This window comes from Streptomyces sp. NPDC006476 (assembly GCF_040612015.1).
Taxonomy (GTDB): Bacteria; Actinomycetota; Actinomycetes; order Streptomycetales; family Streptomycetaceae; genus Streptomyces; species Streptomyces griseorubiginosus_B.
In genome coordinates this window covers 193527-217826 of the sequence record NZ_JBEXPK010000005.1, presented here as the reverse complement: position 1 = coordinate 217826, position 24300 = coordinate 193527, and the positions used below count along the sequence as shown (strand labels likewise).

At 71.0% G+C, this 24300-nt stretch carries 24 protein-coding genes and 1 riboswitch; of the genes, 12 read left to right on the top strand and 12 right to left on the bottom strand.

Annotated elements, in window-relative coordinates; genetic code table 11:
• Position 1: 1 nt before the first annotated feature.
• A complete protein-coding gene (locus ABZZ74_RS08125) occupies positions 2-394 on the bottom strand; it encodes a hypothetical protein (RefSeq protein WP_356762458.1) in 393 nt (130 codons plus the stop codon).
• A 68-nt stretch (positions 395-462) separates the two neighbouring features.
• Here ABZZ74_RS08125 and ABZZ74_RS08120 point away from each other — a divergent pair, with 68 nt between their 5' ends.
• The 3 genes from ABZZ74_RS08120 to ABZZ74_RS08110 all read left to right on the top strand — a co-directional run bounded on the left by ABZZ74_RS08120 (position 463) and on the right by ABZZ74_RS08110 (position 2342).
• A complete protein-coding gene (locus tag ABZZ74_RS08120; protein WP_356762457.1) occupies positions 463-873 on the top strand; it encodes a VOC family protein in 411 nt (136 codons plus the stop codon).
• Between the two features lie 51 nt (positions 874-924).
• On the top strand, positions 925-1644 hold the full coding sequence (locus ABZZ74_RS08115; RefSeq protein WP_356762456.1) for a TetR family transcriptional regulator: 720 nt from the start codon (positions 925-927) through the stop codon (positions 1642-1644).
• 92 nt (positions 1645-1736) lie between these two features.
• Positions 1737-2342, top strand: coding sequence for a Uma2 family endonuclease (locus ABZZ74_RS08110; RefSeq protein WP_356762455.1), 606 nt, complete (start codon positions 1737-1739; stop codon positions 2340-2342).
• Here the strand turns inward: ABZZ74_RS08110 and ABZZ74_RS08105 are convergent.
• Positions 2335-4743, bottom strand: a complete 2409-nt coding sequence (locus ABZZ74_RS08105; protein WP_356762509.1) for an MMPL family transporter — start codon at positions 4741-4743, stop codon at positions 2335-2337. The genes ABZZ74_RS08110 and ABZZ74_RS08105 overlap by 8 nt on opposite strands.
• A gap of 166 nt (positions 4744-4909) precedes the next feature.
• Between ABZZ74_RS08105 and ABZZ74_RS08100 the strand changes: the two genes are divergently transcribed.
• Positions 4910-5599 carry a response regulator transcription factor gene (locus ABZZ74_RS08100; protein WP_356762454.1) on the top strand — a complete coding sequence of 230 codons (690 nt, stop codon included), beginning with the start codon at positions 4910-4912 and terminating at the stop codon, positions 5597-5599.
• Positions 5596-7050, top strand: coding sequence for an ATP-binding protein (locus tag ABZZ74_RS08095; protein ID WP_356762453.1), 1455 nt, complete (start codon positions 5596-5598; stop codon positions 7048-7050). The genes ABZZ74_RS08100 and ABZZ74_RS08095 overlap by 4 nt, the downstream gene beginning before the upstream one ends.
• A 24-nt stretch (positions 7051-7074) precedes the next feature.
• Here ABZZ74_RS08095 and ABZZ74_RS08090 read toward each other — a convergent pair whose 3' ends face one another.
• From ABZZ74_RS08090 to ABZZ74_RS08075, 4 genes are all read right to left on the bottom strand, one after another.
• On the bottom strand, positions 7075-7476 hold the full coding sequence (locus tag ABZZ74_RS08090) for an ATP-binding protein (RefSeq protein WP_208778529.1): 402 nt from the start codon (positions 7474-7476) through the stop codon (positions 7075-7077).
• 97 nt (positions 7477-7573) lie between these two features.
• On the bottom strand, positions 7574-9130 hold the full coding sequence (locus ABZZ74_RS08085; RefSeq protein ID WP_356762452.1) for an ABC transporter substrate-binding protein: 1557 nt from the start codon (positions 9128-9130) through the stop codon (positions 7574-7576).
• 206 nt (positions 9131-9336) lie between these two features.
• The gene (locus tag ABZZ74_RS08080; RefSeq protein WP_356762451.1) at positions 9337-10581 is read right to left on the bottom strand and encodes a metallophosphoesterase; all 1245 of its coding nucleotides are present in this window, start codon (positions 10579-10581) and stop codon (positions 9337-9339) included.
• A gap of 73 nt (positions 10582-10654) precedes the next feature.
• Positions 10655-10894 (bottom strand): SCO4848 family membrane protein, encoded by a 240-nt coding sequence (locus ABZZ74_RS08075; RefSeq protein ID WP_133043145.1) that lies wholly within the window; start codon positions 10892-10894, stop codon positions 10655-10657.
• 91 nt (positions 10895-10985) lie between these two features.
• Here ABZZ74_RS08075 and ABZZ74_RS08070 point away from each other — a divergent pair, with 91 nt between their 5' ends.
• Complete coding sequence (locus tag ABZZ74_RS08070) at positions 10986-12263, top strand: D-alanyl-D-alanine carboxypeptidase (RefSeq protein WP_356762450.1); 1278 nt, start codon at positions 10986-10988, stop codon at positions 12261-12263.
• Here the strand turns inward: ABZZ74_RS08070 and ABZZ74_RS08065 are convergent.
• The gene (locus ABZZ74_RS08065) at positions 12211-13164 is read right to left on the bottom strand and encodes a YihY/virulence factor BrkB family protein (protein WP_356762449.1); all 954 of its coding nucleotides are present in this window, start codon (positions 13162-13164) and stop codon (positions 12211-12213) included. The two genes, ABZZ74_RS08070 and ABZZ74_RS08065, sit on opposite strands and share 53 nt — an antisense overlap.
• Before the next feature lie 130 nt (positions 13165-13294).
• On the opposite strand from ABZZ74_RS08065, the gene ABZZ74_RS08060 reads away from it, so the two are divergent.
• Positions 13295-14050, top strand: coding sequence for a decaprenylphospho-beta-D-erythro-pentofuranosid-2-ulose 2-reductase (locus ABZZ74_RS08060; RefSeq protein ID WP_356762448.1), 756 nt, complete (start codon positions 13295-13297; stop codon positions 14048-14050).
• Between the two features lie 26 nt (positions 14051-14076).
• Here ABZZ74_RS08060 and ABZZ74_RS08055 read toward each other — a convergent pair whose 3' ends face one another.
• The gene (locus ABZZ74_RS08055; RefSeq protein ID WP_356762447.1) at positions 14077-14655 is read right to left on the bottom strand and encodes a 2'-5' RNA ligase family protein; all 579 of its coding nucleotides are present in this window, start codon (positions 14653-14655) and stop codon (positions 14077-14079) included.
• A gap of 136 nt (positions 14656-14791) precedes the next feature.
• Positions 14792-15805, bottom strand: coding sequence for a tryptophan--tRNA ligase (gene trpS, locus ABZZ74_RS08050; RefSeq protein ID WP_208784085.1), 1014 nt, complete (start codon positions 15803-15805; stop codon positions 14792-14794).
• Positions 15806-15894: 89 nt separating this feature from the next.
• Here trpS and ABZZ74_RS08045 point away from each other — a divergent pair, with 89 nt between their 5' ends.
• From ABZZ74_RS08045 to ABZZ74_RS08035, 3 genes are all read left to right on the top strand, one after another.
• Positions 15895-16497 carry an RNA polymerase sigma factor gene (locus ABZZ74_RS08045; RefSeq protein WP_208784087.1) on the top strand — a complete coding sequence of 201 codons (603 nt, stop codon included), beginning with the start codon at positions 15895-15897 and terminating at the stop codon, positions 16495-16497.
• A 109-nt stretch (positions 16498-16606) separates the two neighbouring features.
• Positions 16607-17545 carry a hypothetical protein gene (locus ABZZ74_RS08040; protein ID WP_356762508.1) on the top strand — a complete coding sequence of 313 codons (939 nt, stop codon included), beginning with the start codon at positions 16607-16609 and terminating at the stop codon, positions 17543-17545.
• A 279-nt stretch (positions 17546-17824) separates the two neighbouring features.
• Entirely contained in the window at positions 17825-18427 is a 603-nt protein-coding gene (locus tag ABZZ74_RS08035) for a hypothetical protein (RefSeq protein ID WP_356762507.1), read from the top strand.
• A 75-nt stretch (positions 18428-18502) separates the two neighbouring features.
• Here ABZZ74_RS08035 and ABZZ74_RS08030 read toward each other — a convergent pair whose 3' ends face one another.
• Entirely contained in the window at positions 18503-19954 is a 1452-nt protein-coding gene (locus tag ABZZ74_RS08030; RefSeq protein WP_356762446.1) for a glycine hydroxymethyltransferase, read from the bottom strand.
• A gap of 43 nt (positions 19955-19997) precedes the next feature.
• Positions 19998-20087: riboswitch (ZMP/ZTP riboswitch) on the bottom strand.
• 118 nt (positions 20088-20205) lie between these two features.
• Between ABZZ74_RS08030 and rocD the strand changes: the two genes are divergently transcribed.
• Positions 20206-21411 carry an ornithine--oxo-acid transaminase gene (rocD, locus tag ABZZ74_RS08025; RefSeq protein WP_356762445.1) on the top strand — a complete coding sequence of 402 codons (1206 nt, stop codon included), beginning with the start codon at positions 20206-20208 and terminating at the stop codon, positions 21409-21411.
• A gap of 64 nt (positions 21412-21475) precedes the next feature.
• On the opposite strand, the gene ABZZ74_RS08020 is transcribed toward rocD, so the two are convergent.
• Positions 21476-22660, bottom strand: coding sequence for a glutathionylspermidine synthase family protein (locus ABZZ74_RS08020; RefSeq protein WP_356762444.1), 1185 nt, complete (start codon positions 22658-22660; stop codon positions 21476-21478).
• Between the two features lie 33 nt (positions 22661-22693).
• On the bottom strand, positions 22694-23041 hold the full coding sequence (locus ABZZ74_RS08015) for a hypothetical protein (protein ID WP_356762443.1): 348 nt from the start codon (positions 23039-23041) through the stop codon (positions 22694-22696).
• A 165-nt stretch (positions 23042-23206) separates the two neighbouring features.
• Between ABZZ74_RS08015 and ABZZ74_RS08010 the strand changes: the two genes are divergently transcribed.
• Positions 23207-24046, top strand: coding sequence for a DMT family transporter (locus tag ABZZ74_RS08010; RefSeq protein ID WP_356762506.1), 840 nt, complete (start codon positions 23207-23209; stop codon positions 24044-24046).
• The last annotated feature ends 254 nt before the right edge of the window (positions 24047-24300 follow it).

The following is a 24300-nucleotide window of genomic DNA, read 5'->3' as shown; positions in this document are numbered from 1 at the left end:
GTCATCCCCCCACCAGCGGCACGAGCTTCAGGAACGTCACCTCGGTGCCGAGCGGCAGCTCGACCTCCTCGTCCGGGTCCGTGACCTGCCGGTCCCCCACCAGGAGCAGGAAGCCGTTGCCCGCGAACGCCCTCAGCGCCAGCTCCGTCTGCGCCTCGGGGTCTATCCGGCGGGGCGTGCGCAACGCGTAGCCGTTCAGCACCCGCTCGGCGTCCTGCGGCTGCACCAGCCCCTGGAACACCTCCGGCGTGCGCGCGTTGTACTCGGCGACCTCCTGGAACACCCGGCGCCGGATCAGCTCGCGCACGGCGAGCCGCTCCTCGGCGACCTCGAGCTCCCAGCCCGCGCCCCGATCCCCCGCAGTCGTCTCGTCGACGAACCTCACGAATCCCATGCCGACGACAGTAGAGGCGACCACTGACAATCACCGGTCCCGGCCACTCCCGCCCCTATTCTGACGGTATGTCAGGTGATCACTCGTACAAACTGCTCGGATTCGACAACGTCCTGCTGCCCGTGGGGGACCTCGGCACGGCGGTCGGCTTCTACGAGCGTGCCGGGTTCGCGGTGGGCTTCCGCTTCGACGATGCGGGCATCGCGCTGCTCAAGGTCGGCACCGAGACGCCCGGCATCCTGCTGCGGCAGGAGGACGGGCTGGGACAACGGCCACCGTCCTGGCCCTCGCTGCGGCTGTGGATCGAGGTGACCGACGCCCGGAAGGCGGCGGCCTGTCTGGCCGAGGCAGGTATCGCGCCGCTCGACGAGCCCTTCCCGGTGGCCACCGGCTGGACCGTCGAGATCGCCGACCCCTGGGGCAACGTCATCGGGTTCACGGACTACGGCAAGCGCCCGGAACTGGGCCGCCGCCCCTGAGCAGGGACGCGGGCCGGAAGGAGGGGCGCGTCACCCCGTAGGCTCTCGTGCGTGTCAGCGAAGAACGACGGCAGCAAGTCCGAGCAGACCCGTGCGCTGATCCTGGAGACCGCGATGCGGCTGTTCCAGGAGCGGGGCTACGACAGGACGACGATGCGGGCCATCGCCCAGGAGGCCGGGGTCTCCGTCGGCAACGCCTACTACTACTTCGCCGGCAAGGAACATCTCATCCAGGGCTTCTACGACCGGATCGCCGCCGAGCACCAGGTGGCGGTCCGGGAGATCCTGGCCCGGGAGACCGACCTCGAGGCGCGGCTGGCGGGCGTCCTGAAGGCCTGGCTGGACATCGCGACTCCGTACCACGAGTTCGCTGTCCAGTTCTTCAAGAACGCGGCCGATCCCGACAGCCCGCTCAGCCCCTTCTCCGAGGAGTCGGAGCACGCGCGCGAGGAGGCGATCTCGGTTCACCGCGAGGTCCTCGCCGGCGCCACGAGGACCAAGGTTCCGGACGAACTCCGGGACGTGCTGCCGGAGTTGATGTGGCTATCCCAGATGGGTCTGGTCCTGTACTGGATCTTCGACCGCACTCAGGGGCGGGAGCGCAGCTACCGGCTGGCCGAGAGGGGGGCCCGGCTGACGGCGCGTGGCGTGTCCCTGGCCCGGTTCCGGGTGCTGCGGCCGTTGGTGCGGGAGGTGCACGAGCTGTTCACGGACTTCCTGCCGGGGATGACGAAGGTGCTGCCGCAGCCGGGGGGCGGCGGACGGTCATGATCCACGATCGGGTGAAGGGGGCCTGAACGGGACGTTCGGGTCCTCTCCTGCCTACGATGATGCTCTCGACACCAGCCCACGGGAGGCACGCGATGTCCGCAGCATCCGTCGAGCGGCCCCACGGCCGCCCGCTGATCGCGGAGGCGAACCGGATCATGGATCGCCTGCCGGGCTACCGCGTCGAGATCATCGGAGGCCAGATCATCGTGTCCCCGCCCCCGGACGGCCCGCACGGCGTAGCCCTGACCGACCTCATGCTGCCCTTGATGGCCGCCGGCCTCCATAGAGTGACGTCGAAGGTGGTCCAGGGCATCGGCCTCTGGCTACCGACCGGCACCGAGGACTACGCGGTCCCGGACCTTTCCTTGGTCGATGCGGATTTCACAGACCACTACGTGGAGAACAACTGCTACGACCCCGTCTGTTTTCGTCTGATCGTGGAGGTCACCTCCACCAACTACCGGACCGACCTGCGCGACAAGGTAAGGGCGTACGCCAGCGCCAGGATTCCTGTTTATGTGATCGTCGATCGCAAGCACCAGCGGCTCCACCTCCTGACGGATCCCGCCGGGGACGAGTACGAGAGCCACCGCCCGTACTCCCCCGGCGAGACCGTCACGCTGCCCGAGTCGATCGGCGCCAAGGTCACCCTCGACGTGGACGAGATCCTCAAGGCCGCGCAGAAGAAGGCTAATTGACCGCGTCCACCTCACCCTCGGCCAGCTCCACGTCGTACACCAGCGGCCCCTCGGCCACCACCACGTGCGCCGCCCGTGACCCGTACGTCGGAGCCGTCGTCGCCAGCAGATACGCGCCCGGTTCCGGCACCGACACGATGTACGAGCCGTCCGCCAGGGACGTCACCCGGTCCAGTTGACGCCCGCCCTTCGACAGCAGCGTCACCGAGGCGCCGTCCACCGGGTCGCCGTCGACCGTTCGGATGAAACCGTGGATCACGGAGGCGCCGCCCTCGTCGGTCGCCGGTGACTCCAGCGCCTCCTCCTTCGGCTCGACCGCGAGATGCGGCAGCCGCTTGTCGAGCCAGCCCGGCAGCCACCAGTTCGACGTCCCGAGCAGATGCATCGCCGCCGGCACCAGTGCCGTACGCAGGATGAACGCGTCCAGGGCGACCGCGGCGGCCAGGCCGACGCCCGCCATCGCCGCTCCCGAGTCGCCGCTCAGGACGAAGGCCAGGAACACGCAGACCATGATCAGGGCCGCGGAGTTGATGACCCGGCTGGTCTCCGCCAGGCCGACCCGCACCGCGCGCGCGTTGTCGCGCGTGTGGACCCACTCCTCGTGCATCCGGCTCACCAGGAACACCTGGTAGTCCATCGAGAGGCCGAAGAGCAGGGAGAGCATGATGACCGGGAGGAACGCGTTGATCGGGCCCTCCTTGCCGAGACCCAGCAGGTCCAGGCCCCAGCCCCACTGGAAGACCGCGACGAGGATGCCGAAGGAGGCCGCCGCGGCGATCAGGTTCATCAGGGCCGCCGTCAGCGGGACCACCAGGGAGCGGAAGGCGATCAGCAGCAGCAGGAAGCCCAGGCCGATGATGGTCCCGATGAACAGGGGCAGACGGTCGCCGGTGACCGACGCGAAGTCCTTGGATATCGCGGTCACGCCGCCCACGTGCGCTTCCGCCCCCGCCTGCGGGATCACCTTCTCGCGCAGCGTGTCGATCAGGTCGTCCGTCTCCTTGGACTGAGGTGAGGTCTTCGGGACGACCTGGATCAGCGTGACGCCCTTGACGGGCGGGAAGGGCGCGACCCGGGCCACGCCGGACGTCGACTCGATCCCCTTGACCAGCGCGGACGTGTCACCGCTCTTCGTGACGACCTGGAGGGGGCCGTTGAAGCCGGGGCCGAAGCCCTCGGCGAGCAGGTCGTAGGCCTTGCGGGTGGTCGTGGACGCGTCGTCGTTGCCCTGGTCGGTGGCGCCGAGGCGCAGCGACAGCACAGGGATGGCGAGGACGGCCATGACGACCAGGGCGAGCGCGGCGATCCGGCGGGGACGCTTCTCGACGTTCGCCGACCAGCGGGCGGCAAAACCGCTGGCCCGCTCCGGCTCGGGGCCCTCGGCGGCGAGCCTGCGCCGCTGGCGGCGGCTGAGCACCCGCGGGCCCAGGAAGCCCAGCAGGGCCGGGAGCAGGGTCGTGGCGGCCAGGACGCTGAGCACGACCGTCAGGGAGGTGCCGACGACGACGCCGTCCAGGAAGCGCAGCCGCGTCACGAGCATGCCGGCCAGCGCGATGCAGACCGTACCGCCGGCGAACAGCACGGCCCGGCCGGAGGTGTTGAGGGACGTGACCGCCGACTCCTCGGGGTCCAGGCCGCGCAGGATGCCGCGCCGGTGCCGGGTGACGATGAACAGGGCGTAGTCGATGCCGACACCGAGGCCGATCAGGGAGGCGAGCAGCGGTGCGATGTCGGGGATGTCGGTGCTGTGGCTGAGCAGCTGGGTGGAGAACAGGCCCATGCCGACCCCGAAGATCGCGATGGCGATCGGCAGCAGCATCGCGAAGAACGATCCGAAGGCCAGGAACAGCACGAGGGCCGCCGCGACGATGCCGACCATCTCCGACAGACCCTGCGGGGGCTGCTCGACGCGCTGGATCGCCTGTCCGCCCAGCTCGACCTTCAGACCTTGTCGTGCGGCGCCGTGCGCGGTGTCGACGACGTTCTGGACGACGTCCTTGGGCACCTCGTTCGCCTGCTTGGCGAAGGTCAGCTGGGCGTAGGCGATCGTGCCGTCACGGCTGATCTGCGCCGCCCCCCGGGGACCGGTGTAGGGGCTGGTCACCGCGCCGACCCCGGGCATCTTCGCGATCTTGTCCAGGGCGGGCTGGATCCGGTCCTGGACCGCCTTGTCCCGCACCGAGCCCTGGTCGACCTTCCACACCACGGTGTCGGTGTCGCCCGAGGTGCTCGGGAAGGCCTTCTGCATCAGGTCGTACGCGCTCTTGGAGTCCGTGTCGGGGAGGGAGAAGACGTTCGCGTAGTTCGTTCCCGCCGTGGACGCCGAGAAGCCCAGGCCGAACAGTGCCCCCACCCACAGCAACAGGACCACCAGCCGGTGCTGATAGCACCACCGTGCCAATGCCGCCACGATCAAAGCTCCTTAGTCGGTCGTCGGTCGGTCCCCCAGGTCCTGGCACCAGGATTGGCGGCGCCGCTCGCGCGCGGAGGGAACGCGCCATGACTCTCAAGGAACTCCAAAGAGCGTTCCGGACCCCGCTGTCAGTGGCCCGTCCGATACTGGGGGCATGACGACGGCTCCAGGCACCGTGCTGGTGGTGGAGGACGAGCCGAGCATCGCGGACGTCCTCGCCATCGCCCTGCGCTACCACCGCTTCGAGGTGATGGTCGCGGGCACCGTCCGCGAGGCCCGCGCGCTCGCCGAGCGCACCCGGGCGGACGTGGCGCTGCTCGATGTCATGCTGCCGGACGGGGACGGGCGGGTCCTCGGGCGTGAACTGCGCGCCGAGCGGCCGGACATGGCGCTCGTCTTCCTCACCGCACGCGACTCGCCGGCCGAGATCGTCGGCGCCCTCGGCTTCGGCGACGACTACATCACCAAGCCGTTCAACATCGACGAGGTGGTCGCCCGCATCACGGCGGTGCTGCGCCGCACCCGCCCGGCGGACGTCCTGCCGCAGCGGCCGCCACTGCGCTACGGCGACCTGGAGCTGGACGAGACGACGTACAGCGTGCACCGCGCGGGCCGCAGCGTGGAGCTGACCCCCACCGAGTACGCGCTGCTGCGCTTCCTGGTCCGCAACGGCGGCCGGATCGTGCCCAAGGAGCAACTGCTGCGGCACGTCTGGCAGTACGAGCACACCCCGCAGGAGTCGACCGTCGTGGAGACCTACATCAGCTATCTGCGGCGCAAGCTGGACGCCCTGGGACCGCCGGTGATCACCACGCGGCGTGGCGTCGGATACGGGCTGGCATGAGGCTCGGGGAGAGGCTCGGCCGCCACCGCGGCATCCACTCGCTGCGCGCCAAGCTGACGCTGGCGAACGTCGCCCTGCTCGCGCTCGGCATCGTCGCGGCGACGGCGGTCAGCCTGATGGGCATGCGGCACTATCTGATCGGCCAGATCGACTCCGGGCTGACCAAGATGCGCGCGTCACTGGGCAGTTCGCAGCTCACCATGCGGCAGGTGGACTCGCTGGGCGCCCTCGCCTTCGCCCGGGACCGGCTCGTCGGTACGGACGAGCAGCCGCGGCCGGAGTCGATCTACACCGCCGTCGACGCCCGGTCCAGGCCCCTGAGCGTCTTCGGCGTCGCCCCGACCACCGCCCAGCGCGGCCTGGCCGCCGCCGTGCCCGACCCGCGCGTCCTGGTGAAGGACCCCGCACCGCACGAGGTCACGGTGAACGGCGCCACCTACCGCGCGACCGCCACCCGTCTCGCCGACGGCACCTACGTCCTGCTCGCCACCTCGACGGAGGCCCTGCACCGGGGCATCGGCAAGGCCCTCAAGCTCGACCTGGCCGTCGGGACACTGCTGTTGACGCTCCTGTGCTGTCTGACAATGCTCAGCGTCCACCGCCGGATGCGGCCGCTGGAGGACATGGTGGAGACCTCCTCGGCGATCGCCGAGGGCGATCTGACCCGGCGCGTGCCTTCCAGCGAACATCCGACGCAGGAGGTCGAGCAGCTGCGGTTGGCCCTCAACTCGATGCTGCACCAGGTGGAGTCGGCGTACCGCACGCGCGAGCACAGCGCGGCCCAGCTGCGCCGCTTCGTCGCGGACGCCTCGCACGAGCTGCGCACCCCGCTGTCGGCGATACGCGGCTATCTGCAGCTGTACGACCAGGGGATGCTGAGCGATCCGGACGAGCGCAAGCGGGTCTGGGAGCGGGTGTTGGCGGAGACCGACCGCATGGGGCGGCTGGTGGACGAGCTGCTCACGCTGGCCCGTCTGGACCAGCGGCCCGAGCTGCGCTTCCGCAACGTCGACGTCAGCCGACTGGTGCGGGACGCGGCCGAGGACCTGCGGGTGCAGCAGCCGGAACGGCCCATCGAGGTGGCGGCCGACGGCTCCGTGCTGGTGAGCGCCGACGAGTCGGGGCTGAGACAGGTGCTCGGCAACCTGGTGGGCAACGTCCGCACGCACACGCCGGCCGAGGTTCCGGTGCGGCTCGGCGTGGAACGGGAGGACGGGGTCGTACGGCTGAGTGTCGCGGACGAGGGTCCGGGGCTGTGCGAGAAGGACGCGTCGCGGGTCTTCGACCGGTTCTTCCGGGCGGGCGGGGGTGCGGGCAGCGGGCTGGGCCTGGCGATCGTGCAGGGGGTCGTGCAGGCGCACGGCGGCGAGGTGGCGGTGCGTACGGCGCCGGGCGAGGGGCTCGCGGTGACGGTGACCCTGCCGGCGCGGAGGGCGGCGGCGGTGCCGTAACAGCCGTCGGCCCGGGAGTCGGTCTCACGTGGCGGACAGCACCAGGGCCCAGACGGTCTTGCCGTGCCGTCCTCGGGTCCACACACCCCAGGCCGCCGCGACGGCCTCCACCAGGTGCAGTCCGCGCCCGGTCTCCTCCCACTCCCCCACCACGCGCAGGCGGGGCTCGAGTTGACCCTCGTCGGACACCTCGATGAGACAGGACCCGTCGGCGAGGGCGGTCACCGCGACCTCGAACTCACGCTCTCGGAGCGGTCCGTGGCGTACGACGTTGGTGGCCAGCTCGGACACCAGCAGCAGCGCGTCCGTCAGCGCCGGGTCGTCCGGGCCGTGCCCCCAGTCGGCGAGATGGTCCCGCACCCGGCGCCGCGCCAGGCCCACGGAGGCCGGGTGCCGGGGCAGCCGGAAGGAGTTGCGTCTCAACACGTTTGCTCCTCACCCCGCCCACACCTCCGTCACACCGTCCTGCGTGGGGAGGATGCCCTGCGTCGCGGGGGCGAATGTCCCAACCTGTGAGATCGCGTCAGATCCAGTCCAGGCTCCACAAGCGGAACACGCCGGTCCCGTCGTCCAGATACTGGCTGCCGCCGACGTCCTCGGTGCTGAGCACGTACTCCTTGCCCTGCCACAGCGGGATCACCGGCACGTCGCGGGCGATGTCCTGCTGCAGGGCGCTGAAGTCGGAGGCGGCGTCACCGCGGTCGGCGAACTGCTGGCTGTCCTGGATCAGCCGGTCGACGGCCCTGCTGCTGTAGCCGGTGTTCATGGTGCCGTCCGTGCCGACCAGCGGGGCGCCGAAGGTGTCCGGGTCCGGGTAGTCGGCGACCCAGCCGACGGCGTACGCGTCGAGCTTTCCGGTCGCCCAGTGCTCCTGGAAGTCGGTCCACTCGTAGCCCTTGAGCGTGACCTTGAACAGGCCGCTCGCCTCCAGTTGCTTCTTGATGGCCTCGGCCTCCTCCTGGGAGGAGCCGCGGTTGACGGCGTAGCCGTAGGTGAAACGTACCGGCACCTTCACGCCCGCCTCGCTGAGCAGGGCCTGCGCGGCCTTGGCGTCGGGCTTGGGGTAGGCGTCGAAGAACGACGTGGTGTGGCCAGTGATACCGGTCGGGATCAGCGAGTACAGCGGGTCGACGGTGCCCTCGTACACGGTGGCGGCCAACTGCTCGCGGTTGATCAGCCAGGCCATCGCCCGGCGGACCAGGACGCTGTGCAGGGGCGAGCCCGCACGGGTGTTGAGGTAGAGGTTGCGGGTCTCGGAGCTCTCGGACTCGGAGAGCCGCTGGTCGGGGTCGCTGGGCGACAGGCCGGACAGCACCTTGGGCGGCAGCTGCCGGGTGGCGACGTCGACGTCCTTGGCCTTCCAGGCCTTCTCCAGGGCGTCGGGGTTGGTGTAGTAGAGCAGGTCGACGGGGCGCGCCGCGCTCTTCTCGGCCCCCTTGTAGTGGCCGTTGGGCGTGAGCACCGCCTTCTTGTTCTTCTGGTACGACGTCAGCACGTACGGTCCGGTGCCGTCGGCGCCGGGGCCGGTGCGCAGGCGGTCCTTCGGGTACTTGTGGCTGTCGACGATCGAGCCGGCGCCGGTGGCGACCTTGAACGGGAAGGTGGCGTCGGGCGAGGACAGATGGAAGGTCACGGTCAGGCCGCTGGCGTCCACCGACCGCAGCGTGCTCAGCAGGGAGACCGGGCCGACCTCGGACTTGATCGCCTTGACCCGGTCGAAGGAGTACTTGACGTCCTCGGCGGTCATTGAGCGGCCGCTGGGGAAGGTCAGCCCCTGGCGCAGCGTGCAGCGGTACGTCGTCAGGGCGCTGCCCACGAAGTCACAGCTCTGCGCCGCGTCCGGGACCGGCGCGGTGCCGCCCGGGTCGAAGGTCAGCAGTGACTGGAAGACGTTGCTGAACAGGGCCCAGGAACCCGCGTCGTAGGCGCCGGCCGGGTCGAGCGCCGTGACGGCGTCCGTCGTACCGACCGTGATGGTCTTGCCGTTGTCCTCCTGCGACGGCAGCATCTGCCAGCCGCCGACTCCCACGCCCGCCAGCACGAGCAGCGTCGCGAGAATCCGCATGCGCACGGAACGCATCGGTATGCCCTCTCCGGGCCTCCGCGGGCCCCACCCCACACATGCCACTCCCCTAGTGGCGCGGCTCACCTAATCACAGAGGTTTCAACCGGGGGAAGAGGGATTTGTCGAGTTGAGAAAGAACTTACCGCAAGTGGTTTCAGACAGGTTTCACAGCTTGTGCACAGGGTCCGCGGGGAACGGTTTCGGCCCGGCTCCGCCGACCGTCACGCGTGCGTGGAGGCCAGTTCGATCACGGTGATGTCGGACGGCGCTCCCACACGCGTGGGCGGTCCCCAGGCACCGGCGCCCCGGCTGACGTAGAGCTGGGTGTCGCCGTAGCGGTCGAGGCCCGCGACGGTCGGATTGGCGGCCGCCGCGATGAGGTTGCCAGGCCAGAGCTGGCCGCCGTGGGTGTGGCCGGAGAGCTGGAGGTCCACGCCGTGCTTGACGGCCTCGTGGATCTGGACGGGCTGGTGGGCGAGGAGCACGCACGCGCGTGCCGGGTCCCGGTCGCCGAGCGCCTTGGTGAAGTCGGGGCCCTGTCCCTCGCTCTCGCCCGCGAGGTCGTTGACGCCGGCGAGGTCGAACCAGGGCAGTTCCGTACGGGCGTTCTCCAGCGGGTGCAGGCCGAGGCGCCGTACCTCCTCGACCCACTGCTCGGCGCCGGAGAAGTACTCGTGGTTGCCGGTGACGAAGTAGGAGGGCGCCTTCAGCCGCGACAGGGGCGCCGCCGCCGGACCCAGGTTCTTCACGCTGCCGTCCACCAGGTCGCCTACGACCGCGACGATGTCCGGCTGGGTGGCGTTGACGGTGTCGACGACCTTCTGCGCGAAGTCCCGGCCGAGGATCGGGCCCAGGTGGATGTCGCTGACGACCGCGATGCGGTAACCGTGTGCCGTGCGCGGGAGCTTGGCCAGCGGCACGGTGACCCGCTTCACGCGCGGGCCGCGCAGGACGCCGTAGGTGCCGTATCCGACGGTCCCGACGGCGGCCGTGGCGGCGGCCGTGGCGAGGACCCGCGAGACGAACAGACGGCGGGAGGGGTCGGGGGCGGGCTCCGGGCCGGGCGACGGCTCCGGTTCGCCCTCAGCCGCCTTCGGCGGTACGGCCCCTGCCGGGACCGGCTCCTCCTGGCGTACGGCCGTCACGGTGCCCGTGCGCCGCTTCAGCAGCCGGCGCAGCAGCGGCCGTACCACCTCGGCCGCCACCACCGCCAGCAGCAGGTAGACCGACAGCGCCAGCCACAGGAAACCGGGCCAGGCGAGCACCTGTTGCAGCCAGAAGGGGGCGCCCGTGCGCTCGGCGACCAGGGCGCCGACCGCCAGCACCCAGCCACCCGCGATCGCCACCGCGCCGGCCCGTCGTACGAGGCCGGGGCCCCGGGTGGTGTCGCGGAACAGGCGGCGCCATATGTACCAGTTGGCGGCCACCAGGACGACGAGCGCGAGCAACGCGAAGACGATGATCACCTGCGGTGGACCCCCGCTGTCTGGTTGGCGGCCGTCCCGGTCGGCAGCTGCCCGGTTGGCGGCTTTTCTGCGGTTATGAAGTGCGGCGCAATGCGCGCAGTCCGCGCAACCCGATGCCGCCGATGACCGTCCCCAATACGAAGGAAACGACGGCGAGCGTCAGGTGCACCCAGAAGTACGCCGTGGGGCGACCGTCGTCGAACGCGAGCCCGCTGCTGTCCTTGACCAGGTTTTTGACGAAAGTGACCCAGATGACCCAGCTCCACACCCCGAAGGCGAGCAGGAACCAGGAGACCGGGCGGCTGAGCTTCATACGTTCAGTATCACCGGCGTCCGCGTGGCTCCGTGCCCGGGGTGGGGTGGTGGGTGGGACTTCACGCGCGGTGCCATGTACGTTCTCGTGCGTGTCCGCTCCCCAGAAGACCGCCAGGCGATCCCTGCTGGTCACCTCCGCCGCCCTGTCGTCGCTCGCGCTGACCGCGCCCGTCGCCCTCGCGGCCCCCAGTCCGTCCACCAGCCCCTCCGCCACTCCCCCGGCACGCATGTCGAGCGTGGGCGGCGGCCGCCTCGGCCAGGCGGGCACACAGGTCGACCTGGGCAGCGGCGCCCCGGTGCTGCCGAAGGACATCACGGCGCGCTCCTGGATCGTCGCGGACGCGGAGTCCGGGGACGTGCTGGCCGCGCACAACGCGCACTGGCGGCTGCCTCCGGCGAGCACCATGAAGATGCTGTTCGCGGACACGGTGCTGCCGAAGTTCCCGAGCGGTGAGAAGTACAAGGTGGTGCCCACCGATCTGGCCGGCATGGGCGCCGGCTCCAGCATGGTCGGCATAAAGGAGGGCGAGACGTACTCCGTGCGCGACCTGTGGCTCGGTGTCTTCCTGCGCTCCGGCAACGACGCCGTGCACGTGCTGTCGGCGATGAACGACGGCGTCGACAACACCGTCAAGGAGATGAACCAGCACGCCGAGGAGCTGCAGGCCCTCGACACGCACGTGGTCACCCCCGACGGCTACGACGCCCCGGGGCAGGTCTCCTCGGCCTACGACCTGACGCTGTTCGCGCGCTCCGGGCTGCAGAAGAAGGACTTCCGCGCGTACTGCTCGACGGTCCGCGCCCAGTTCCCGGGCGAGACGAAGAAGAACAAGAAGGGCAAGACCGTCCGCGAGTCCTTCGAGATCCAGAACACCAACCGACTGCTGGCCGGCGACTCCGACGTCTCCGTCTACCAGGGCATCGCGGGCGTCAAGAACGGCAACACCACCAACGCCGGCGCGACCTTCACGGGCGTCGCCGAGCGGGGCGGGCGGGTGCTGCTGGTGACCGTCATGCACCCGGAGAAGAACGAGCACAACGAGGTCTACAAGGAGACCGCCAAGCTCTTCGACTGGGGCTTCAAGGCGGCCGGCAAGGCCCGCCCGATCGGTGAGCTGGTGCCGCCCAGGAGCGCCCAGGCCAGCGCGCAGCCGGGCGCCGAGGGACAGGCCGGCGGAGCCGGCGACCCGTCCGGCGCGCCCTCGGCGGAGGCCTCGACGAAGGCGGCGGCCGAGGCCCGCTCCGGTGGCATGGGGATCGCGCTGGGGATCGCCGGCGGGGTGGTGGTGCTGCTCGCGGGCGCCGCGTTCGTGGTCAACCGCCGCTGGCCGCTGCCCGACCTGGTACGTCGTCGTCCTCGTCCCTGACCTTGCTCACCACCCCTGCCCGCTCCTCGCCCTCCTCCTCGCACAGCTCCTGCTCCTTGCTCTGCGTCGCCGTCCAGGCGGCGCAGAAGAGCACCAGTTTCGAGGTGAAGTTGATCCACAGCAGCAGGGCGACCGGGACGCCGAAGGCGCCGTACATGCTCTTCGCCGCCACCCCCTGCATATAGCCGCTGAGCAGCGTCTTCAGCAGCTCGAAACCGACCGCGCCGGTCAGCGCCGCGACCCCCAGGCGGCGGCGCGGCGGCTCGACGCCGGGCAGCAGGGTGAGGACGTACAGGAGCAGCAGGAAGTCGGCCAGTACGGCGACGGTGAACGCGGCGACGTACAGCAGGATCCCGCCCCAGCCGCCCTTCTCGATGCCGAGTTGGCGGGTGATCCAGCCGACCATCGCGGAGGCGACGGTGGAGGCGGCGAGGGTGACCAGGACGGCGCCGCCGAGGCCGATGAGGATGCCGAGGTCCTTGGCCTTGCGCAGGAGGAAGTTCTCCTCCGGGTCCGGCAGCTCCCAGACCGCGCGCAGACACTCCCGCGTCGAGCCGGCCCAGCCGATGCCGGTGAAGACCAGCAGGACGCCGGCGATGAGACCGACGGTGCCGGCGTTCTGCACCAGGCCGTTGACGTCGAGCTGGTCGGAGATGCCGGGGACCTGCTCGGCGATCTTGCCCTGGAGATCGGTCTGCTGCTTCTGGCTGAGCAGCGCCGCGCCGATCGCCGCGACCACGGTGAGCAGCGGGAACAGCGCGACGAAGCTGGTGAACGTCATCGCGGCGGCCAGCCGGGCCCACTTCACCCGCTCCAGACGCTCGAACGACCGCCACGCGTGCGTGGCCATCGCCCGCGCCAGCAGCGGCCCCACGAAGGGAAGCTTTCTCAGCCAGTCCATGATCCGACTCTGCCCTGGGTACGGATGCCCGACGCGCGAGTACCCCGAAAGAACGCGCGTGTGACGTGTTCAGGGGAGGTTACGCATGTTCTGCGCCGATCGCCCGCATGGCGGCGATACGGTCACCGTCATGCCTGACGCCTTCGGCCTCCCCCAGTCCCTGCTCGTCCTCGGCGGTACGTCCGAGATCGCCCTCGCCACCGCCCGCCGTCTGATCGCCCGCCGCACCCGCACGGTGTGGCTGGCCGGACGCCCCTCGCCCGCCCTGGAGCAGGCCGCGGAACACCTGCGCTCGCTCGGCCCGGACGTGCACACCCTCCCCTTCGACGCGCTCGACCCCGACTCCCACGAGGCCGTCCTGGGCAAGGTGTTCGCGGAGGGCGACGTCGACATGGTGCTGCTCGCCTTCGGCGTCCTGGGCGACCAGGCACGCGACGAGCGCGATCCGGCCGCCGCGGTGCGGGTCGCGCAGACCAACTACACCGGAGCGGTGTCCGCGGGGCTGGTGAGCGCCCGCGCGTTGCAGGCACAGGGCCACGGCTCGCTCGTCGTGCTGTCCTCCGTCGCCGGTGAGCGGGCCCGCCGCGGCGACTTCATCTACGGCTCCAGCAAGGCCGGCCTGGACGCCTTCGCGCAGGGCCTGGGCGACGCGCTGCACGGCACGGGCGTGCACGTGATGGTCGTCCGCCCGGGGTTCGTCCGCTCGAGGATGACGACCGGTCTGCCCGAGGCGCCGCTCGCGACGACCCCGGAGGCGGTGGCGACGGCGATCGAACTGGGCCTGCGCAGACGCTCGGAGACGGTCTGGGTGCCTGGCGCGCTGCGGGTGGTGATGTCGGCGCTGCGGCACGTCCCGCGCGCGGTGTTCCGCCGGCTGCCGCTGTGATGCCCACCGGCTGCGGAAAGGCCCTGTTACCGGCTGCTGATGGTGCCGCGCTCCACGTGCCCCGCCTGCGGCGGCACCACGGACCCGCCGAAGGCGAACTCGCGGAGCTTGCGCCACACACCGTCCGCGCCCTGCTCGTAGAGGGCGAAGCCGGTGCAGGGCCAGTCGGCCTCGTAGGCGGCGAGCTCCTCGAACGCGCGGTCCATCGCCGCCTCGTCGATGCCGTGCGCGACGGTGACGTGCGGGTGGTAGGGGAACTGCAGTTCACGTGGCACGGGGCCGGAGGCGTCACGGACCTGCTTCTGCAGCCAGGTGCACTCCTCGGCGCCCTCGACCACGCGCACGTACACGACGGGTGACAGGGGCCGGAACGTCCCGGTGCCCCGCAGCCGCATCGGGAACGGCCGGCCGGCCGCGGCGACCTCGGTCAGATGCGCCTCGACGGCCGCCAGGGCGCCGCCGTCGATCTCCGTGGGCGGCAGCAGGGTGACGTGGGTGGGGATGCCGTGCGCCGCGGCGTCGCCGAAGCCCGCGCGCAGCTGCTGGATCTGGCTGCCGTGTGGCTCCGGGACCGCGATCGACACGCCGATCGTTACGGTCCCCACGTCGTCTCCTGTCGTCGTGACGGATTTGTTCTCAGCCGTCCGGCTATCGACTGTACGGCCACGGCTGTGTTGTGGGCAGGCGCAACCGTAGTGATGTGCAGCGCTCTGCCCAGTGGTACGTCTGTACGCGGGTGCGTCAGTGCTTGGCGGGCAGGAAGCCCACCTTGTCGTACGTCTGCGCGAGGGTCTCCGCGGCGACGGCACGCGCCTTCTCCGCGCCCTTGGCGAGGATCGAGTCCAGCGTCTCCGAGTCGCCGAGGTACTGCTCGGTGCGCTCCCGGAAGGGCGTCACGAACTCGACCATGATCTCTGCGAGGTCCGTCTTGAGCGCGCCGTACATCTTGCCCTCATACTCCTGCTCCAGCTCGGCGATCGACTTGCCGGTGAGGGTGGAGTGGATGGTGAGCAGGTTGCTGACGCCGGGCTTGTTCTCGGCGTCGTAGCGGATGACGGTGTCCGTGTCGGTGACCGCGCTCTTGACCTTCTTGGCGGTGGCCTTGGGGTCGTCGAGGAGGTTGATGAGGCCCTTCGGCGTGGACGCTGACTTGCTCATCTTGATCGTCGGGTCCTGCAGGTCGTAGATCTTCGCCGTCTCCTTGAGGATGTACGGCTTCGGGATCGTGAAGGTCTCGCCGAAGCGGCCGTTGAAGCGCGTGGCGAGGTCGCGGGTCAGCTCGACGTGCTGGCGCTGGTCCTCGCCGACGGGGACCTCGTTGGCCTGGTAGAGCAGGATGTCGGCGACCTGCAGGATCGGGTAGGTGAACAGGCCGACGGAGGCGCGGTCCGCGCCCTGCTTGGCGGACTTGTCCTTGAACTGGGTCATGCGGGAGGCCTCGCCGAAGCCGGTGAGGCAGTTCATGACCCAGGCCAGCTGGGCATGCTCGGGGACGTGGCTCTGGACGAAGAGCGTGCAGCGCTCGGGGTCGAGGCCGGCCGCGAGGAGCTGGGCGGTGGCGAGCCGGGTGTTGGCGCGCAGCTCGGCCGGGTCCTGCGGGACCGTGATCGCGTGCAGGTCGACGACCATGTAGAACGCGTCGTGGGTCTCCTGCAGGGCCACCCACTGACGGACGGCGCCGAGGTAGTTGCCGAGGTGGAACGAGCCTGCGGTGGGCTGGATTCCGGAGAGCACGCGGGGACGATCTGAGGCCATGTTCACCATTCTCTCAGGTCTGGGGGGCCGATCCGGAACAGGTGGGAAACAGGTGGGAACCGATCCGTCCTGCGCGGTGTAACAAGAGTGTGAGAACGCGGGAGGGGGGCCGCATCGTCGATGAGGCCGCGGTGATCGCCCGGGTGCGCGCCGGAGAGCCGGAGGCGTACGCGGAGCTGGTGCGGGCCCATACGGGCATCGCGCTCAGGGCGGCCGCGGCGCTCGGGGCGGGTGCGGACGCGGAGGACGTGGTGCAGCAGGCCTTCGTCAAGGCGTACTGCGCGCTGGGCAGGTTCCGGGAGGACAGGGCCTTCAAGCCGTGGCTGTTGTCGATCGTCGCCAATGAGACGAGGAACACAGTGCGTACGGCTGCCCGGCAGCGCACGCTCGCCGGCCGGGAGGCGGCCTTCGTGGAGGCGGAGCCGCTGATACCGGAATCCGCGGACCCGGCGGTGGCGACCCTGCACACGGAGCGCCGCGCGGCCCTCCTCGCCGCCCTGGAGCAGCTGAGCGAGGAGCACCGCCTGGTCGTCACCTACCGCTATCTCCTGGAGATGGACGAGTCCGAGACGGCCCAGGCCCTGGGCTGGCCGCGCGGGACGGTCAAGTCCCGCCTCAACCGCGCCCTGCGCAAACTGGGCCGGCTCCTGCCGGATTTCGAGCCCCGGGAAGGGGGTGAAGAGCGTGAGTGAGGGACGGGACGAGCACGGACGGGACGCGTACGGCGGTGAGGGCGGCCGGGGCCCGGTGGGCGCCGGCAGCCGGGGTCCGCGCGGCCGTGACAGCGACCGGGGTGCGAGGGTGCGGGGGCGTGACCGGTGGCGTCGTGAGGACGGTGCCGCCCGGCTGCCGGACGAGTTGCGGGCGCTGGGCCGGTCACTGGAGCCGGACGGCGCGGAAGGCTCGGAGGGCGCGGGCCGCGGCGACGGTTCCTTCGGCTCCGAGACGATGGTCGAGCGGGTGCTCGGGCAGATACTGGCCGAGCATCTGGCGGTCCCGGTCGCCGAACCCCGGGGCGCCCGGGAGCGGCTGCGTGCGGTCCGGCGCTGGACACGGACGCGGTGGCGCTCGCTGACCGCGGCGCTGTGCGGCCTGCTGACGGTCCTCGCGCTCACGCCTCCGGTGCGGGCGGCGGTGCTGGACTGGTTCGACTACGGCGGGGTGCAGGTGCGGTACGACCCGTCGGCGGTGCCCTCGGCGGGCGCCGAGGTGCCCGGCTGCGGCAGGTCGGTGTCGCTCGGTCAGGCGCGGCACCGGGCCGGCTTCGAGCCACTGGTCCCGGACCGGCTCGGGGTGCCGGACACGGTGAGGGTGACGGGCGAGCCGCACGGACGGTTCCTGGTGAGCCTGTGCTGGCGCGAGGGCGGGCGCGGCGGTCGGACGGTCCGGCTGGACGAGTTCCCGGCCTCGCTCGACGTGGGGTTCACCAAGCGGCTGCGGGAGTCACCGGAGTGGATCGGGCTGGGCGGGAGGCCCTCGGCGTCCGGTGTGCAGCGGTACGCCCTGTGGTTCGCCCACCCGCATCTGCTGAGCTTCTGGCTGGTCGACGCGGACGGCGACCGTTTCACCCGAAAGGAGCGGACCGCGGGGCCGACACTGCTGTGGACCCACCCGAGCGGCGACGGCCGCGGCGAGGTGACGCTGCGGCTGGAGGGGGTGGCGTCCAGGTCCAGGGCGGTGGAGATCGCGAAGTCCCTCGAGGCATCGGTGTCGACGCCGTCGCGGAAATCTTCCCCTTGATGTGCGGAGGGTGGGAACCCCGGCGGGTCGGGCGGTGTACCAGAAGTGACACGCGGCTCGCGGTGGGCCGCTGGGAGCGACTGGCTGGGGGATCGCATGTGGAGGGGTCTGGTTCGTGAACTGACGGCCGTGGCGGGAGCGTTGGCGGTCGTGTCGGGGGTGGGGATGGCCGGCCGGGCTGCGGCTTCGGGGTATGACGGTGACTCCTCGGTGCCGAGGCCGTCGGAGGACGCCCAGGCGTCACCGCGGGCTCCGGGCCGGGACGTCCCGGATCTGGCGATGATCATCGAGGGTGGCACCGGGCGGACGGTGGTGCTGCGGTCCCCTGAGCCGGCCTTCGCCCGGCTTCGGGAGCTGTTGCGGCCGACGTTCGAAGGGACGGAGCGAGTGCCGGCGAGCTGGAACGAGGACCGCTATCCGCCGGTGGACTTCACGGTGATCTGGGGGCTGACGGGGGTCGGAGGCTGGCCGCAGACCAACCGGGCGCCGGGTGATGACGTGGCCGTCGAGCGGCAGGACCAGCTGTTCGTGGCGCCGGACGGCACGCCCTGGATACGCAGCGATCCCGCGCCGGACGTCCAGGACGACGACATCCGCTGGCATCGGGCACCGCGCTCGGTGTTCGTCCGGCTGGAGCAGGAGAGGGTGCTCAGCGGGTTGGGCGGGGCGGGGCGCGGTGACAACGGGGGTGCCGAGGACGCGGCCGGGCAGGGGGCCGCTCGGGCGGAGTCCGGCCGAGACGGTGTCCGGTGGGCGGTTCCGGGGCTGGCCGTGGGGATCGCCGTCGGGGCGGGCGGCACCGTGCTGATACGCCGCGCGGCGGCCCGGCGAGATGCGGGGCCGCCGCGGGAGGAACCACGACAGGAACTCATCGATCTGTGAGGGCCTGTGAGAGCCGATCTCCGAGAGTCACCGGTCCTTGACAACTCAAGAGGGTGCGTCGCGCGAGGGGCGCGCTCAGCCCAGGTCGATCTCCGGGTACAGCGGGAAGCCGGCCACGAGGTCGGTAGCGCGGTGGGAGATCTCGTCCGCGATCTTCGGGTCGAGGACGTGCTGGGCCTTGGACGGCGCGCCCGACTTGGTGGTGCCGGGCTCCGCCGTGGTCAGGACGCGGTCGATGAGCCCGGCGACCTCGTCCATCTCGGCGGTGCCCAGTCCGCGGGTGGTCAGGGCAGGGGTGCCGATGCGGACGCCGGAGGTGTACCAGGCGCCGTTCGGGTCGGCGGGGATGGCGTTGCGGTTGGTGACGATGCCGGACTCCAGCAGCGCGGCCTCGGCCTGACGGCCGGTGAGGCCGTAGGAGGTGGCGACGTCGATCAGGTTGAGGTGGTTGTCCGTGCCCCCGGTGACGAGGGTGGCGCCGCGTCGCATCAGGCCGTCCGCCAGCGCGCGGGAGTTGTCGACGATGCGCTGGGCGTAGTCCTGGAACGAGGGCTGCCGGGCCTCGGCGAGGGCGACGGCCTTGGCTGCCATCACGTGCGGGAGCGGGCCGCCGAGCACCATCGGGCAGCCGCGGTCGACCTGGTCCTTGAGGGAGTCGTCGCACAGCACCATGCCGCCGCGCGGGCCGCGCAGTGACTTGTGGGTGGTGGTGGTGACGATCTGGGCGTGCGGGACCGGGTCGAAGTCGCCGGTCAGCACCTTGCCCGCGACCAGACCGGCGAAGTGCGCCATGTCCACCATCAGGGTCGCCCCGACCTCGTCGGCGATCTCCCGCATGATCCGGAAGTTCACGAGGCGGGGGTAGGCGGAGTAGCCGGCGACGATGATCAGCGGCTTGAAGTCGCGGGCGGACGCGCGCAGCGCCTCGTAGTCGATCAGGCCGGTGGCAGGGTCGGTGCCGTAGGAGCGCTGGTCGAACATCTTGCCGGAGATGTTCGGGCGGAAGCCGTGGGTCAGATGGCCACCGGCGTCCAGGGACATGCCGAGCATGCGCTGATTGCCGAAGGCCTGCCGCAGTTCGGCCCATTCGGCCTCGCTGAGGTCGTTGACCTGGCGGACGCCGGCCTTCTCCAGGGCGGGCGTCTCGACGCGCTGGGCGAGCACGGACCAGAAGGCGACGAGGTTGGCGTCGATGCCGGAGTGCGGCTGGACGTAGGCGTGCCGGGCGCCGAAGAGGGCCTTGGCGTGCTCGGCGGCGAGGGACTCGACGGTGTCGACGTTGCGGCAGCCGGCGTAGAAGCGGCGGCCGATGGTGCCCTCGGCGTACTTGTCGCTGAACCAGTTGCCCATCGCGAGCAGGGTGGCCGGGGAGGCGTAGTTCTCGGAGGCGATCAGCTTGAGCATCTCGCGCTGGTCGGCGACCTCCTGGCCGATGGCGTCGGCCACGCCGGGCTCGACGGCGCGGATCACGTCGAGGGCTGCGCGGAAGGCGGTGGACTCGGTGGAGAGGGGCTGCTGCTCTGTCATGTCGTCGGCCTCCGGGTGGCGTGGCTTGAAGCGTTCACGGTTCACGGTTGGCCCAGGCGCACGGCACTCGCTCACTCACAGGCCGCTCCCCGATGGTCGGTCCCATCCCAGCGCGCCAGTCACGGCCCGTCGGCCAGCCTACCGGGCGTGCCGCACAGGTGAGATCCCACGTCCACCATGCGAGCGAGGATAGAAGGGGGCCACGCCGTCGACCTCACCACCGTCCCCTCTCGGCACCGTCTGGAGATCCCGTGACTGCTACGGAGTCGCTCATCGCCGCCGCCGACGCGCACAGCGCGCACAACTACCACCCGCTGCCCGTGGTCGTCGCCTCGGCCGAGGGCGCCTGGATGACGGATGTGGAGGGGCAGCGCTATCTGGACCTGCTGGCCGGCTACTCCGCCCTCAACTTCGGCCACCGCAACCGACGGCTGGTGGAGGCGGCGAAGGCTCAGCTGGACCGGGTGACGCTCACCTCGCGGGCGTTCCACCACGATCGGTTCGCCGCGTTCTGCGAGCAGCTCGCAGAACTGTGCGGCATGGAGATGGTGCTGCCGATGAACACGGGCGCCGAGGCGGTGGAGACCGCGGTGAAGACGGCCCGGAAATGGGGCTACCGGGTCAAGGGGGTGCCCGCGGAGATGGCGAAGATCGTCGTCGCCGCCAACAACTTCCACGGCCGTACGACGACCCTCATCAGCTTCTCGACCGACACGGAGGCCCGAGCGGACTACGGGCCTTATACGCCGGGCTTCGAGATCGTGCCGTACGGGGATGTGACGGCGATGCGTTCGGCGGTCACGGAGAACACGGTGGCCGTGCTGCTGGAGCCGATCCAGGGCGAGGCGGGGGTGCTGGTGCCGCCTGCGGGATATCTGCGGGCGGTGCGGGAGCTGACGCGGGAGCGGGATGTGCTGTTCGTCGCCGACGAGATCCAGTCGGGGCTGGGACGGACGGGGCGGACCTTCGCGTGCGAGCACGAGGGCGTGGTGCCCGACGTGTATGTGCTCGGAAAGGCGCTGGGCGGCGGGATCGTGCCGGTGTCGGCGGTGGTGTCGAGCGCGGCGGTGCTCGGGGTGTTCCGGCCCGGGGAACACGGGTCGACGTTCGGCGGGAATCCGCTGGCCTGTGCGGTGGCGCTGGAGGTGATCGCGATGCTGCGGACGGGCGAGTTCCAGGCGCGGGCGGCGGAGCTGGGCGAGCATCTGCACCGGGAACTGGGGGCGTTGGCGGGGACGGGCCGGCTGACCGCGGTGCGCGGACGGGGTCTGTGGGCCGGCGTCGACGTCCATCCGCGCCACGGCACCGGTCGGGAGGTGTCCGAGAAGCTGATGGACCGGGGTGTGCTGGTCAAGGACGCCCATGGCGCGACGATCCGGATCGCGCCGCCGCTGGTCATCACCGAGGAGGACCTGGACTGGGGCCTGGCCCGGCTGCGGGACGTGCTCGGCGAGTGAGACGCCCTGCATCGCCACCGGCGTCACCACGCACGACCGCCACCGCACGCGGCCGCGGATCCTCTCACCGGATCACATGGGGCAGGAAGCGGGCGTACTCATCCGTGATCAGCCCTGACGACTCCCGGATGCCGAGGCCCGCCGACTCGTCCTCGACGACCCAGGCACCCAGGACGACACGGTTGCCGGAGAAGTCGGGCAGCGGGGCCAACTCCTGGTAGCAGCAGGCCTCGTCGCGCGGAACCGTCTCGGTGCCGGGCTCGTGGATCGTCACTCCGGCGCCCTCGCGGCCCAGCAGGGGCTTGGCGACGTAGCCCGTCGTGTGCGCGAGCTCCCTGGGACCGTCGAGATAGGCGGGCAGAAGGTTGGGGTGGCCGGGGTTGAGCTCCCAGAGGATCGCCAGCAGTGCCTTGTTGCTCAGCAGCATCTTCCAGGCGGGCTCGATCCACAGCGTCGTGCCGGTGCCGCCGCCGTTGTCGAGGGTGTCGAGGACGTGTCCGGCGAAGGGGTCCGTGGTCAGCCATTCCCAGGGGTACAGCTTGAAGCAACTGCGGATGAACCGGAGCTGGTTGTCGACGAAGCGGCCGGAGAGGGGGTCCCAGCCGATCTCCTCCATGGAGATCCAGTCGGTGTCCAGGCCGGCCTGGTCGGCGGTCTCCTTGAGGTAGGCGACCGTGATCAGGTCCTCGCCGAGTTCGTCGTCCGAGGAATGCGCGAAGTAGAGGGGGCTGCCCGGCGGGAGCAGGGCGGCCTGCTTCTGCCAGGCGGCGATCAGGCGTTCGTGGAGGGAGTTCCACTGGTCGGCGCCGGGGAAGCGGTCCTCCATCCAGAACCACTGGGGGGAGGCGGCCTCGACCAGAGAAGTCGGGGTGTCGGCGTTGTACTCCAGGAGTTTCGCCGGGCCCGTGCCGTCGTAACGGAGGTCGAACCGTCCGTAGACCGAGGGGAGTTCGGCCCGGCGCTGCCAGGCCTCCGCGACCGCGCGGGCGACGCCCGGATCGGTGATGCCGAGGTCGGCGAAGCGACCGGTGGTGACGATGTGGTCGGCGGCCCGCAGGCACAGGGCGTGCAGTTCCTCGACGACCTCCTCCAGCGCCTCGACCTCGGGGAGGGTGAAGGAGTAGTAGGCGCTCTCGTCCCAGTAGGGCCGCAGGGAGCCGTCGGGGTGGCGGGTCAGCGGGTAGACGAGCCCCTGTTCCTCGACGATGCGCTGCCAGTCGGGGCGCGGGGTGATGCGGTGGCGTTCCATGGGCGGTGACGGGTCCTGGTCCGATGCGCCGGCTCAGCCGCCGGAGCTGCCCTTGCCGCCGCCGAAGCCGCCGCGGGAGACGCCGTGGCCGCCGGAGCCGCCCGAACCGCCGGATGCCTTGCGGGGCTTGGTGAAGGAGCCGCCGTCGGCCCAGTCGCCCTTCTTGTTGCCGCCGTAGTACCAGGTGCCGTGCACCGAGGACTTGGTGGAGGAGCAGTTCTTGTCGGCGACGACCTTGTAGCCCTTGGCGAGGTTGTAGCTGTCGCGGTCCACGCACCGCTTGTCGGGGTCGGAGGAGCAGGCGGTGAGGGCGGCGGCGAGCAGGCCCATGCCGCCGAGTACCACCGTGCCCGACCGGAGTTGTCTGCGTGCGTCCGCCATGGCGTAACTCCCCGTTGATGTGACTGCCGGTGTGGCTGTGGGTGACCGTGGACGCGGCCGCCTGCTGCGTCCGTTCCGGCCGCCAGCCTAGAGATCGGGGAGAGACCGACCCCCAGCACCCCCGCCCCGGACGCTCTCCCCTACAGTCACTTTGTGATCTTTGGGATGGTGTGCGCGCTCGGAGCGGCGGTCTGTTTCGGTACGGCGACGGTGCTCCAGGCGGTCGCCGCGCGGGCCGCGACCACCGGTGGCGGCGGTGAGGCCGCGCTGCTGCTGCGGGCGCTGCGGCAGTGGCGCTATGTGGCCGGACTCGGGCTGGACGGGCTGGGGTTCCTGCTGCAGATCGTGGCGCTGCGGTCGCTGCCCATCTACGCGGTCGCCGCGGCCCTGGCGTCCAGCCTGGCGGTGACCGGCGTGGTCGCGGCACGGCTGCTGCACGTGCGGCTGAGCCGGATGGAGTGGAGTGCGGTCGGCGTGGTGTGCGCCGGACTCGCGATGCTGGGATTGGCGTCGGGCGCCGAGGGGGACCGCCACGGCTCCATGGCGCTGAAATGGGCGATGCTCGCGATCGCGGTGGCGGTGCTGACGCTCGGGCTGTTGAGCGGACGCTGGTCCGGGCGCGGGCGGGACCTGGTGCTGGGACTGGGGGCCGGGTTCGGGTTCGGGGTGGTCGAGGTGGCGGTCCGGCTGATCGACTCGCTCGCACCGCTGGAGCTCCTCGCCAACCCGGCGACGTACGCCCTGCTGATCGGCGGCGGTGCCGCCTTCCTGCTGCTCACCTCGGCGTTGCAGCGCGGTTCGGTCACCACGGCCACCGCCGGCATGGTCATCGGCGAGACGCTCTGGCCGGCGACGGTGGGCGTGGTGTGGCTCGGTGACCGGACACGGGAGGGGCTCGCCTGGCTGGCGGTGCTGGGGTTCCTCGTCGCGGTGGCGGGAGCGCTGGCACTGGCACGGTTCGGCGAGGCACCGACTCAGTCCGAACCGGAGACCTCCCAGGGTTGACCTCCCAGGGTTCAACCGCGGGGCCGCCGACCTGAGCGACGGAGGCCGGCGCGCGTAGCGGCTGAAGCCGACGGCAGCAGCCGGGGCCGGTGCGCTGCGCTGAGCGACCGGCGACCGGCGACCGGCGACCTTACCGCTGAGCGACCGGCGACCGGCGGCCTCACCGCTGAGACCGAGGCGCGAGCGGCCGAGACGCGGCCGGCGCCACTGAGGCCGGCGCGCGAGCAGCCGAGACCGCCACACGAGCCGCCGAG

What these genes read in the sequence shown, in the direction of transcription:
- ABZZ74_RS08125 (WP_356762458.1), bottom strand. Translation starts at nt 394, where the DNA reads ATGGGATTCGTGAGGTTCGTCGACGAGACGACTGCGGGGGATCGGGGC.
- ABZZ74_RS08120 (WP_356762457.1), top strand. Translation starts at nt 463, where the DNA reads ATGTCAGGTGATCACTCGTACAAACTGCTCGGATTCGACAACGTCCTG.
- ABZZ74_RS08110 (WP_356762455.1), top strand. Translation starts at nt 1,737, where the DNA reads ATGTCCGCAGCATCCGTCGAGCGGCCCCACGGCCGCCCGCTGATCGCG.
- ABZZ74_RS08100 (WP_356762454.1), top strand. Translation starts at nt 4,910, where the DNA reads ATGACGACGGCTCCAGGCACCGTGCTGGTGGTGGAGGACGAGCCGAGC.
- ABZZ74_RS08095 (WP_356762453.1), top strand. Translation starts at nt 5,596, where the DNA reads ATGAGGCTCGGGGAGAGGCTCGGCCGCCACCGCGGCATCCACTCGCTG.
- ABZZ74_RS08085 (WP_356762452.1), bottom strand. Translation starts at nt 9,130, where the DNA reads ATGCGTTCCGTGCGCATGCGGATTCTCGCGACGCTGCTCGTGCTGGCG.
- ABZZ74_RS08075 (WP_133043145.1), bottom strand. Translation starts at nt 10,894, where the DNA reads ATGAAGCTCAGCCGCCCGGTCTCCTGGTTCCTGCTCGCCTTCGGGGTG.
- ABZZ74_RS08065 (WP_356762449.1), bottom strand. Translation starts at nt 13,164, where the DNA reads ATGGACTGGCTGAGAAAGCTTCCCTTCGTGGGGCCGCTGCTGGCGCGG.
- ABZZ74_RS08060 (WP_356762448.1), top strand. Translation starts at nt 13,295, where the DNA reads ATGCCTGACGCCTTCGGCCTCCCCCAGTCCCTGCTCGTCCTCGGCGGT.
- trpS (WP_208784085.1), bottom strand. Translation starts at nt 15,805, where the DNA reads ATGGCCTCAGATCGTCCCCGCGTGCTCTCCGGAATCCAGCCCACCGCA.
- ABZZ74_RS08035 (WP_356762507.1), top strand. Translation starts at nt 17,825, where the DNA reads ATGATCATCGAGGGTGGCACCGGGCGGACGGTGGTGCTGCGGTCCCCT.
- ABZZ74_RS08030 (WP_356762446.1), bottom strand. Translation starts at nt 19,954, where the DNA reads ATGACAGAGCAGCAGCCCCTCTCCACCGAGTCCACCGCCTTCCGCGCA.
- ABZZ74_RS08020 (WP_356762444.1), bottom strand. Translation starts at nt 22,660, where the DNA reads ATGGAACGCCACCGCATCACCCCGCGCCCCGACTGGCAGCGCATCGTC.
- ABZZ74_RS08015 (WP_356762443.1), bottom strand. Translation starts at nt 23,041, where the DNA reads ATGGCGGACGCACGCAGACAACTCCGGTCGGGCACGGTGGTACTCGGC.
- ABZZ74_RS08010 (WP_356762506.1), top strand. Translation starts at nt 23,207, where the DNA reads ATGGTGTGCGCGCTCGGAGCGGCGGTCTGTTTCGGTACGGCGACGGTG.